Source organism: Streptomyces cyaneofuscatus, from assembly GCF_042718795.1.
Taxonomy (GTDB): domain Bacteria; phylum Actinomycetota; class Actinomycetes; order Streptomycetales; family Streptomycetaceae; genus Streptomyces; species Streptomyces cyaneofuscatus_A.
Genome location: NZ_JBHXOX010000016.1, coordinates 186,205 through 195,081, shown reverse-complemented (window position 1 = coordinate 195,081; position 8,877 = coordinate 186,205). Strand labels below are relative to the sequence as shown.

The window sequence follows — 8,877 nt, the reverse complement described above, 5'->3', positions numbered from 1 at the left end:
TTGCGGCGGCCGTGTTTTTTTTTTTTTTGGGGGGGGGGGGGGGGGGGCTCGGGGGGGGGGGGGGCCCCCCTTGCTCGTTTGTGGGGGGGGGGGGGTTTTATCCACCCCAACCCCCGCCCCTCCCCGTACCGCCCGCGGTCTCCGCGTACCGCGTACGCCTACGGTCTCCGCGCCCCGGCCGTCTCCGGCTCCGGCTCGGACTCCTCGGCCGGCCGTGGCAGCCGGGCCGCCGCCCGTACCCCTGTCAGCCGGGCACCCTGTTTCGACTTCGGCGGGACCCACTTCGGCAGGTGCTGCGGCAGTGAGCCGTACCAGGCGCGGGAGACCGCGTAGCCGAAGGCGAGACAGACCATGCCGCCCACCGCGTCCAGCCAGAAGTGGTTGGCCGTGGCCACGATGACGACCAGGGTGAGTGTCGGGTAGAGCAGGCCCAGGATGCGGGCCCAGGGCGCCGAGGCCAGGGCGAATATCGTCAGGCCGCACCAGAGGGACCAGCCGATGTGCATCGACGGCATCGCCGCGTACTGGTTCGACATGTTCTTGAAGTTGCCCGAGGCCATCGAGCCCCAGGTCTCGTGCACGAGCACGGTGTCGATGAAGTTGGCGCCGTTCATCAGACGGGGTGGCGCCAGCGGGTACAGGTAGTAGCCGAGCAGGGCCACGCCCGTCGTCGCGAAGAGGACGAGGCGGGTGGCCGCGTACCGGCCGGGGTGGCGGCGGAAGAGCCAGACGAGGACGCCGATGGTCACGACGAAGTGCAGCGTCGCGTAGTAGTAGTTCATCGACACGATCAGCCAGGTCACGGAATTGACCGCGTGGTTGACCGTTTCCTCGAAGGCGAGACCGAGGGCCTTCTCCGCCGACCAGATCCAGTCCGCGTTGGCCAGCGCCTGGGTCTTCTGCTCCGGTACGGCGTTGCGCACGAGCGAGTACAGCCAGTAGCTGACCGCGATGAGCAGGATCTCGAACCAGAGCCGGGGGCGGCCGGGCGATCGCAGGGAGCGGAAGCGGTCCGACCAGCCGGTCTTCCCGTCTTCCTGTGCTGTCACGTCCGTTTCACCCATAGGCAGAGAGTCTTCCATAGAGATTCCCCTGCCTTCGATCATCCTCCGGTCGGGTTCCGGTCGCACATCCTGCACCTTGAGGACGAGGGTGGGACCCTGCGCCACCTACGGGCCTGTGCCGTTCCGCGTGCCGGGGCCAGCGCCGTTTCCCGTACCGGGTCCCGCGCCGTTCCCCGCGCCGTTCCCCGTGCCGGGTCCCGAAGCCGTCGTCCCGCGGACCACCAGCTCGGGCATGAAGACGAACTCGCTGTGCGGCGCCGGGGTCCCGCCGATCTCCTCCAGCAGCGTCCGCACCGCGGCCTGGCCCATCGCCGTCACGGGCTGCCGGATGGTGGTCAGCGGCGGGTCGGTGAACGCTATGAGGGGCGAGTCGTCGTAGCCGACCACGGAGAGGTCCCGGGGGACCTCCTTCGACAGCCGGCGGGCCGCCCGGATCGCCCCGAGCGCCATCATGTCGCTCGCGCACACGACCGCCGTGCAGCCGCGCTCCATCAGGGCGGAGGCGGCGGCCTGGCCGCCCTCCAGCGTGTACAGGGAGTGCTGGACCAACTCCTCCACCGCGTCCGGCGTGAGGCCGAGCTGCTCCCGCATCGTGGCGTGGAAGCCCTCGATCTTGCGGAGCACGGGCACGAAGCGCTTGGGGCCGACCGCGAGGCCGATCCGGGTGTGGCCGAGCGCCACCAGGTGCGTCACCGCGAGCCGCATCGCCGCCCGGTCGTCGGGGGAGATGAAGGGGGCCTGCACCTTGGCGGAGAAGCCGTTGACCAGGACGAAGGGAACGCCCTGGCCGCGCAGTTGCTCGTAGCGCTGCATGTCGGCCGAGGTGTCGGCGTGCAGTCCGGAGACGAAGATGATGCCCGAGACGCCCCGGTCCACCAGCATCTCGGTGAGTTCGTCCTCGGTGGAGCCGCCGGGGGTCTGGGTGGCGAGGACCGGTGTGTACCCCTGCCGGGTCAGCGCCTGGCCGATGACCTGGGCCAGCGCCGGGAAGATCGGGTTCTCCAGCTCGGGGGTGATCAGTCCGACCAGGCCCGCGCTGCGCCGGCGCAGCCGTACGGGGCGTTCGTAGCCCAGGACGTCGAGCGCCGCGAGGACGGATTCGCGGGTGGTCGCCGCGACCCCGGGCTTGCCGTTCAGAACTCGGCTGACCGTCGCTTCGCTGACCCCCGCCTGAGTTGCGATATCGGCAAGCCGTGCGGTCATGTCAGTGGACTGTACCGGGCCGGTGTCGGATTGCCCACTGTGTGTGGCCCGGCTGCCCGCGCCCTCGTACTGCCGGGGGCTGGGCCCCGTACCGCCGGGGGCTGAGCCCCGTACCGGCAAGGGCTGGGTCCCGCCTCCCGGCAAGGTCTTGCAAGCTCTTGCGGTCTCTCGCTGCGGGCTGCGGTCGGATCGTCGCACTGCGGATATGCCGTACGTATCCCGTGTGTGGCCTGCCCCTGCCAGGGCTCCATCGGTTCCGTCAAGGGGCTTGACGGCAACCTTGAGGACACGCGAATGTAACGATCAACAGGGCTTGCAGAAATATTCCGCAAGGTCTTTCGGTGGTCTTTCATCCTTGTTACGTTCACGTCGACCCGGCGCCGCGACGGAGCGGTACGGCAGTTGAAGGAGTTCAGATGCGACGTGGCATAACGGCCACCGCCCTGGTCGCGGCCCTGGCGCTCGCGGCGTCCGCCTGCGGCAGCGGCGACGAGACCGGCGGCAGCAAGAGCTCGGGCGAGCTCTCCGGCACCGTGACCTGGTGGGACACCTCCAGCGTCGGCAGCGAGGACAAGGTCTTCAAGAAGCTGGCCGAAGGTTTCGAGAAGAAGCACCCGAAGGTCGACGTCAAGTACGTCAGTGTCCCGTTCGGTGACGCGCAGAACAAGTTCAAGAACGCCGCCCAGGCCGGCAGCTCCGCGCCCGACGTGATCCGCTCCGAGGTCGCCTGGACGCCGGACTTCGCCTCCCTCGGCTACCTGGCCCCGCTGGACGGCACCGCCGCCCTGAAGAACCAGGACGACTTCCTGCCGCAGGCCGTCGCGTCCACCAAGTTCGAGGACAAGACCTTCGCCGTCCCGCAGGTCATCGACTCCATGGGCATCTTCTACAACAAGAAGCTGATGGAGAAGGCGGGCGTCGAGGCGCCCACCAACCTGGACGAGCTGAAGAGCGTCTCGAAGAAGATCAAGGACAAGACCGGCAAGACCGGTCTCTACCTGCGCGGCGACGACCCGTACTTCTTCCTCTCCTTCCTGTACGGCGAGGGCGGCGACCTGGTCGACGCCGAGTCCAAGACCGTCACCGTGGACAAGCCCGAGGGCGTCAAGGCCTTCAAGGCGGTCAAGGCCCTGGTCGAGGACGGCACCGCGAAGACGGATGCCTCCGACGGCTGGGAGAACATGATGCAGGCGTTCAAGAACGGCGACGTCGCGATGATGATCAACGGCCCCTGGGCCGTCGCCGACACGCTGACCGGCAAGGAGTTCACGGACAAGGACAACCTGGGCATCGCCACGGTCCCGGCCGGCTCCGCCGCGCACGGCGCCCCGCAGGGCGGTCACAACCTCGCCGTCTACGCCGGTTCGAAGAACCTGGAAGCCTCCTACGCCTTCGTCGAGTACATGACGTCCGTGGAGTCCCAGGCCACCGCCGCCGGTGAGCTGAACCTCCTGCCGACGCGCACCTCCGCGTACGCCAAGAAGGAAGCCGTCAACAGCGAGATCGTCGGCTTCTTCAAGCCGGTCGTCGAGACCGCCGTCGAGCGCCCCTGGATCCCCGAGGGCGGCAGCCTCTTCGCCCCGCTCGGCATCGAGTACACCAAGGTCCTCACCAACCAGACCACGCCGGAGAAGGCCGCCAAGACCACCGGCGACGCGTACCGCAAGCTCCTGAAGGACTGGAAGTAACAGGAAGGTTGGCCGACTGATGGCTGTCCACACCAGCCAGTCGGTGGTGAAGGCCGCGGGCGATGACGTCGCCCGCGGCCGGAGCCGCGGTACTGGCACCCCACCACCGGCCCCCGGCCGTATCCGGCGCGGCCTGTCGACCCACTGGTACGCCTGGACCATGGTCGCCCCGGTCGTCGTCGTGATCAGCGTGATCATCGGCTACCCGCTGCTGCGCGGGATCTACCTGTCGATGACCGACGCCGACGAGCGCAACGTCGCCCGCACCATCGGCGTCAACGAACTGCCCGCCACCTACAAGTTCGTCGGTGCGGACAACTACGTCGACGCGCTGACCGGCTCGCAGTTCCTCGGCACGCTCGGCTGGACGCTGGTGTGGACGGTCTCCTGCGTGAGCATCACGTTCGCGCTCGGCATGGCGCTGGCCAACATCCTCAACCGCCGTATCGCCGGCCGCTCCGCCTACCGCATGGCTCTCATCCTGCCCTGGGCCATCCCCGGCTTCGTCTCGGTCTTCGCCTGGCGCTTCCTCTACAACGAGGAGCGCGGCCTGCTCAACAACCTCCTCGGCGGGGTCGGCATCGACGGCGTCCCGTGGCTGAACGACCCGACCTGGGCCAAGTTCGCGGTCATCGCCGTCAACGTCTGGCTCGGCGTCCCCTTCATGATGGTCGCCCTGCTCGGCGGACTGCAGTCCATCCCCTCGGAGCAGTACGAGGCCGCCGAGATGGACGGGGCCACCGCCTGGCAGCGGTTCCGCCACATCACGCTGCCCGGACTGCGCCCGGTCTCCACCACGGTGATCCTGCTCTCCACCATCTGGACCTTCAACATGTTCCCGGTGATCTTCCTGCTCACCCGCGGCGGACCCGGTGAGGCCACCCAGATCCTCGTCACCCAGGCGTACAAGTTCTCCTTCGAGATCAGCCCGCGCGACTTCGCGCAGTCCTCCACGTGGGGCGTGCTGATCCTCGTACTCCTGATGCTCTTCGCCGTGGTCTACCGGCGAGTCCTGCGCTCCCAGGGAGACAACTGGTGACCACCGTGACCGACACCTCCGCACGCCCCACCGGGCGCAAGGTCCGCCGCCGCGGCGACCGTTCACCCCTGGCCTCCGTCGCGTTGCACCTCACCCTGATCGTCGCCTCGGTGATCGCGGTCTTCCCGGTGCTGTGGGTCCTGCTGACCTCGCTCAAGCCCGCCAAGTACGCGACGACCACGGACTTCTTCCGCGAGACCACGTTCGTCAACTACACGAACCTGATCCGCGACACCGAGTTCCTCGCCTGGTTCGCCAACTCGGCGATCATCGCCGGGCTCTCCACCGTCATCGGTGTCTTCGTCGCCGCCACCACCGGCTACGCGGTGAGCCGCTTCCGCTTCCCCGGCAAGCGCGGGCTGATGTGGACGCTGCTGATCACGCAGATGTTCCCGGTCGCCGTCCTCATCGTGCCGATCTACAACATCATGGCCAACCTGGGGCTGCTCAACCAGCCCGCCGGGCTCGTCATCACCTACCTCACCATCTCGGTGCCGTTCTGCGCCTGGATGATGAAGGGCTTCTTCGACACCATCCCGCGCGAGATCGACGAGTCGGGGGAGGTCGACGGCCTCACCCCGTTCGGCACCTTCTGGCGCCTCATCCTGCCGCTGGCCAAGCCGGGCCTCGCGGTCACCGCGTTCTACTCCTTCATCACCGCCTGGGGCGAGGTGGCGTACGCCTCCGCCTTCCTGGTCGGTGACGAGAACCTGACGCTCGCCGGCGGACTCCAGAAGTTCGTCAACCAGTACGGCGCCCAGTGGGGCCCGATGACGGCGGCCTCCGTGCTCATCGCCATCCCGGCCGCCCTGGTCTTCCTGTTCGCGCAGAAGCACCTGGTCACCGGCATGTCCGCCGGAGCCGTCAAGGGCTGACGGACCCCTCGCGGACGCCCTCCTGGACCCGCCACCACCCGCACGCACCACCGCATTCGTCACGGCGGCGCCGGACACACCCCGACCGGTCACCGGCGCCGCTCCCCACCCAGACACCCCAGGGACGACATGACCCAGCACCTCGCTGCCCCCTCCACCGGCACGTCCGACGACGCCCCGGGCCACCGCACCGGCTGGTGGCAGGACGCGGTGATCTACCAGGTCTATCCGCGGAGCTTCGCCGACGGCAACGGCGACGGCATGGGCGACCTCCCCGGCGTCACCGCCCGCCTGCCCTACCTGCGGGACCTCGGGGTCGACGCGGTGTGGCTCTCCCCCTTCTACGCCTCCCCGCAGGCCGACGCCGGGTACGACGTCGCCGACTACCGGGCCATCGACCCGATGTTCGGCACCCTGCTGGACGCCGACGCGCTGATCCGCGAGGCGCACGGCCTCGGCCTGCGCGTCATCGTCGACCTGGTCCCCAACCACTCCTCCGACCAGCACGAGTGGTTCAAGCGCGCCCTGGCCGAGGGCCCCGGCTCCGCCCTGCGCGAGCGCTACCACTTCCGGCCGGGCAAGGGCACCGACGGCGAACTCCCGCCCAACGACTGGGAGTCCATCTTCGGCGGCCCGGCCTGGACCCGTACGGTGAACCCGGACGGCACCCCCGGCGACTGGTATCTCCACCTCTTCGCCCCCGAGCAGCCCGACTTCAACTGGGAGCACCCGGCCGTCGCCGACGAGTTCCGCTCCATCCTGCGCTTCTGGCTCGACATGGGCGTCGACGGCTTCCGGGTCGACGTCGCCCACGGCCTGGTCAAGGCGGAGGGCCTGCCCGACCTCGGCACCCACGACCAGCTCAAGCTGCTCGGCAACGACGTGATGCCCTTCTTCGACCAGGACGGCGTGCACGCGATCTACCGAAGCTGGCGCACCATCCTCGACGAGTACCCCGGCGAGCGCATCGCGGTCGCCGAGGCCTGGACCCCGACCGTCGAGCGCACCGCCAACTACGTGCGCCCCGACGAGATGCACCAGGCCTTCAACTTCCAGTACCTGTCCACCGCCTGGGACGCCGCCGAGCTTCGCAAGGTCATCGATACCTCGCTCGACGCCATGCGCCCGGTCGGCGCCCCCACCACCTGGGTGCTCTCCAACCACGACGTCACCCGGCACGCCACCCGCTTCGCCAACCCGGCGGGCCTGGGCACCCAGATCCGTACCCCCGGCGACCGCGAACTCGGCCTGCGCCGGGCCCGCGCCGCCACCCTCCTGATGCTCGCCCTGCCCGGCTCCGCCTACGTCTACCAGGGCGAGGAGCTCGGCCTGCCCGACGTCACCGACCTGCCCGACGACGCCCGCCAGGACCCCTCGTTCTTCCGCGCCGAGGGCCAGGACGGCTTCCGCGACGGCTGCCGCGTCCCGATCCCGTGGAACCGCGAGGGAACGTCGTACGGCTTCGGCGGAGGCGGTAGCTGGCTCCCGCAGCCCGCCGGCTGGGGCGAGCTCTCCGTGGAGGCGCAGACCGGTGTGGAGGGCTCCACGCTGGAGCTGTACCGGGCCGCGATCGCCGCCCGCCGCGACCACCCGGGCCTCGGCGCGGGCACGGACGTGGAGTGGCTGGACGGCCCCGAGGGCGTCCTCGTCCTCGCCCGCCCCGGCTTCGTCTGCACCGTCAACACCACCGGCACCCCGGTCCGCGTCACCGCCCGCGGCCGGGTGCTGCTCGCCAGCTCCCCGGTCACCGTCGACGGCGCCGAGGCCGTGCTGCCCGCCGACACCACGGTGTGGTGGACGGTGTGACACTGCCCGCACCCAGGACCACGGCAGCGCCGCGCCTCTCCGACATCGCCGGACAGGCGGCGGTCAGCGAGGCGACGGTCAGCCGGGTCCTGAACGGGAAGCAGGGCGTCGCGGACACCACGCGTCAGCGGGTGCTCGCGGCGCTCGACATCCTGGGCTACGAGCGGCCCGTACGGCTGCGGCAGCGCAGCGCCGGACTGATCGGCCTGGTGACGCCCGAACTCACCAACCCGATCTTCCCGGCGTTCGCGCAGTCCGTGGAACAGGTGCTGGCCGGGCACGGCTACACGCCCGTGCTCTGCACCCAACTCCCGGGCGGAGCAACCGAGGACGAGCTGGTCGAACAGCTCGTGGAGCGCGGCGTCGGCGGCATCGTCTTCCTCTCCGGGCTGCACGCCGACACCTCCGCCGACCCGGCCCGGTACGCCGCGCTCACCGAGCGCGGGGTGCCGTTCGTCCTGATCAACGGCTACAACGAGCGCATCAGCGCCCCCTTCGTCTCGCCCGATGACAACGCTGCCGTACGGATGGCCGTCGGCCACCTCGCCGACCTCGGCCACCGCCGGATCGGCCTGGCGATCGGCCCGCAGCGGTACGTGCCGTCCCGGCGGAAGCGGGACGGGTTCGTGGAGGCGGCCATCTCGCTGCTGGGCATGGACCGGGCGGAGGCCGAAGGGCTCGTCTGCTCCACCCTGTTCAGCGTCGAGGGCGGCCAGGTGGCGGCGGGCGCCCTGCTGGACGCCGGGTGCACCGGCATCGTCTGCGGCAGCGACCTGATGGCGCTGGGCGTGGTGCGCGCGGCCCGGGGGAGAGGGCTCGACGTGCCGCGTGACGTGTCGGTCGTCGGCTTCGACGACTCGCAGCTCATCGCCTTCACCGACCCGCCGCTGACGACCGTGCGCCAGCCGGTGCAGGCGATGGCGGCAGCGGCGGTGGGCGCGCTGCTGGAGGAGATCGGCGGGAGTCCGGTGCAGCGTACCGAGTACGTCTTCCAGCCGGAGCTGGTGGTACGCGGCTCGACGGCGGCGGTACGGAGCGACTGACCGGACCACGGGCCAGGGCATACGGCGGACACGTACAGGAGAGGCACCGGGAGTCGGCCCAGGAAGGGCCGGCGGGGAGTTCTTACGACTCCGGGTGCCTCTCCTTGTCGTGACCGGCCCGGCCGGCCGGGCGCGTGGAGTCCGGGCACGGTGAAGCGC

At 70.0% G+C, this 8,877-nt stretch carries 7 protein-coding genes; 5 read left to right on the top strand and 2 right to left on the bottom strand.

Translation table 11 applies throughout. The features are described from left to right. Nucleotides 1-158: 158 nt before the first annotated feature. Nucleotides 159-1,064 (bottom strand): phosphatase PAP2 family protein, encoded by a 906-nt coding sequence (locus ACFWRT_RS20265; RefSeq protein WP_380949574.1) that lies wholly within the window; start codon nucleotides 1,062-1,064, stop codon nucleotides 159-161. A gap of 105 nt (nucleotides 1,065-1,169) precedes the next feature. Beyond that, nucleotides 1,170-2,267: a LacI family DNA-binding transcriptional regulator gene (locus tag ACFWRT_RS20260; RefSeq protein ID WP_380949575.1), complete on the bottom strand. Its 1,098-nt coding sequence runs from the start codon at nucleotides 2,265-2,267 to the stop codon at nucleotides 1,170-1,172. Between the two features lie 416 nt (nucleotides 2,268-2,683). On the opposite strand from ACFWRT_RS20260, the gene ACFWRT_RS20255 reads away from it, so the two are divergent. The 5 genes from ACFWRT_RS20255 (at nucleotide 2,684) to ACFWRT_RS20235 (ending at nucleotide 8,718) form a co-directional block, all read left to right on the top strand. After that, the gene (locus tag ACFWRT_RS20255) at nucleotides 2,684-3,955 is read left to right on the top strand and encodes an extracellular solute-binding protein (RefSeq protein ID WP_380949576.1); all 1,272 of its coding nucleotides are present in this window, start codon (nucleotides 2,684-2,686) and stop codon (nucleotides 3,953-3,955) included. 19 nt (nucleotides 3,956-3,974) lie between these two features. Then, nucleotides 3,975-4,994 (top strand): carbohydrate ABC transporter permease, encoded by a 1,020-nt coding sequence (locus ACFWRT_RS20250; protein ID WP_380949577.1) that lies wholly within the window; start codon nucleotides 3,975-3,977, stop codon nucleotides 4,992-4,994. Then, entirely contained in the window at nucleotides 4,991-5,869 is an 879-nt protein-coding gene (locus tag ACFWRT_RS20245) for a sugar ABC transporter permease (RefSeq protein WP_380949578.1), read from the top strand. The genes ACFWRT_RS20250 and ACFWRT_RS20245 overlap by 4 nt, the downstream gene beginning before the upstream one ends. A 129-nt stretch (nucleotides 5,870-5,998) precedes the next feature. After that, on the top strand, nucleotides 5,999-7,675 hold the full coding sequence (locus ACFWRT_RS20240; RefSeq protein WP_380949579.1) for a glycoside hydrolase family 13 protein: 1,677 nt from the start codon (nucleotides 5,999-6,001) through the stop codon (nucleotides 7,673-7,675). Then, nucleotides 7,660-8,718, top strand: a complete 1,059-nt coding sequence (locus ACFWRT_RS20235) for a LacI family DNA-binding transcriptional regulator (RefSeq protein WP_356062536.1) — start codon at nucleotides 7,660-7,662, stop codon at nucleotides 8,716-8,718. Before ACFWRT_RS20240 ends, ACFWRT_RS20235 begins: the two co-directional genes overlap by 16 nt. The last annotated feature ends 159 nt before the right edge of the window (nucleotides 8,719-8,877 follow it).